The sequence below is a fragment of the Hydrocoleum sp. CS-953 genome (genome assembly GCF_002260545.1).
Lineage (GTDB): Bacteria > Cyanobacteriota > Cyanobacteriia > Cyanobacteriales > Microcoleaceae > Trichodesmium.
Genome location: NZ_LGSU01000071.1, coordinates 1 through 1943, shown reverse-complemented (window position 1 = coordinate 1943; position 1943 = coordinate 1). Strand labels below are relative to the sequence as shown.

Below are 1943 nucleotides of genomic sequence, written 5' to 3'. Positions count from 1 at the left end.
ATTAATTAAACTATTGCGCAATACTTTTTAGATAAAGTAGGAAAGGTGACAATAGCTAACTTTTTACTTCAATTATACCATAGTAACACAGCCATCTTGGCTGTCAGAAAAAAAATAGCCAGGATGCCTGTGCTACGATTAATTAAACTATTGCGCAATAGTTTTGAGNCTTGGCTGTCAGAAAAAAAATAGCCAGGATGCCTGTGCTACGATTAATTAAACTATTGCGCAATAGTTTTGAGATGAAGTAGGAAAGGTAGCGATCGCTCAATTTTCACTTATTTCAAACGCCTAATGGAACCTGAAAAGTATTTTTGACTATAATATTTCTGATGGAAATTAATCTGAATAGGTTCCCAAGCTTTGAAAAAAACTTCAGACGCTAAAGCTCTTATTCTAATGTTCTTTTTTACTAATTATTAGTGGAGTATAATATGGCTAAAGTTGCAATTATTGGTTCAGGACCTTGTGGTTTATCAATGTTACACGCTTTCCAACAAGCTGAACTAAAAGGTGAAAATATCCCTGAAATTGTTTGTTTTGAAAAACAAGAAAATTGGGGAGGTCTTTGGAACTATAGTTGGAGAACTGGTTCGGATCAATATGGAGACCTAGTTCATAATAGTATGTATAGACATCTTTGGTCAAATGCACCTAAAGAATGTTTAGAATTTGCTGATTATTCTTTCGATCGCCACTTTGGAAAACCAATACCTTCATTTCTTCCCCGTGAAGTATTGTATGACTATATTGTGGGGAGAGCCAAAAATGGTAATTTAAAACAGTATATTAAGTTTAATACTACAGTTACTAATGTTAATTTTAATGGCAGTATTTTTGAAGTTACATCGTTAAACAAAAAAGAAAATAAATATGCAGAAGAACAATTTGATTATATAGTAGTTGCCACAGGTCACTTTTCTGTTCCTTACATTCCTGAATATGAAGGAATGAACTCTTTTCCAGGAAGAATTATGCACTCACATGACTTTAGAGACGCAGAAGAATTTAGGGGTAAGAATATAGTAGTTTTAGGAAGTAGTTATTCCGCAGAAGATATTGCATTACAATGTTATAAGTATGGAGCAAAATCTGTAACTATTGGTTATAGAAATAATCCCATTGGTTTGAAATGGCCTGAAGGAATAAAAGAAGTTTATTATCTAGATAAATTAGAAGGAAAAAAAGCTACTTTTAAGGATGGTCATACTCAAGAAGCAGATGTTTTGATTTTATGTACTGGATTTTTCGGANTGTGACTCAGTAAAAACAGGGCCGAAAAATGTACTGGATATTTACATCATTTTCCTTTTTTAGAAGAAAGTTTAAAATTAAAAACAAATAACAGGCTATATCCACCTAAACTTTATAAAGGAGTAGTTTGGCAAGATAATCATAAACTAATGTATTTAGGGATGCAAAATCAGATTTATACTTTTAATATGTTTGATTGTCAAGCTTGGTATGTTAGAGATGTAATTTTAGGTAAAATTAAAATTCCAAATGATAGTGAAGTTGACAATGATATTAATGAATGGGTAACAAAAGAGGAAAAATTAGAAGATATAATTCAGATGGTTGATTTTCAAACAGAGTATGTAAAAGAGCTACATAATGCAAGTGATTATCCCAAAATTGATTTTGAATTAATTCGTAAACATATTTACGATTTGATACATCATAAAGAAGAAGATATAATGACTTACCGTAATCGATCATTTTCTTCCCCTGTAACTGGGACTGTTGCTCCTATTCATCCTACCCCATGGGTGGAAGCTATGGATGATTCAATGGAAACTTTTCTGAAAGCAAATAGGAGAGAAAGTTGAAAAGGTAGCGATCGCCTCATTATTCAGTTGGGAGAATTAATTCAACTGTTGGACAATAGTTAGGAGACACAGTTGGTAGCGATCGCCTGATGATTGAGTTGGGAGAATTAATTC

At 32.5% G+C, this 1943-nt stretch carries 2 pseudogenes; both read left to right on the top strand.

The window, feature by feature from the left end:
• Nucleotides 1-434: 434 nt before the first annotated feature.
• Nucleotides 435-1253, top strand: a pseudogene (locus tag AFK68_RS37840) (NAD(P)-binding domain-containing protein); the annotation flags it as partial.
• Nucleotides 1254-1295: 42 nt separating this feature from the next.
• Nucleotides 1296-1829 (top strand): annotated as a pseudogene (locus AFK68_RS37835) (NAD(P)/FAD-dependent oxidoreductase); the annotation flags it as partial.
• Nucleotides 1830-1943 lie beyond the last annotated feature (114 nt).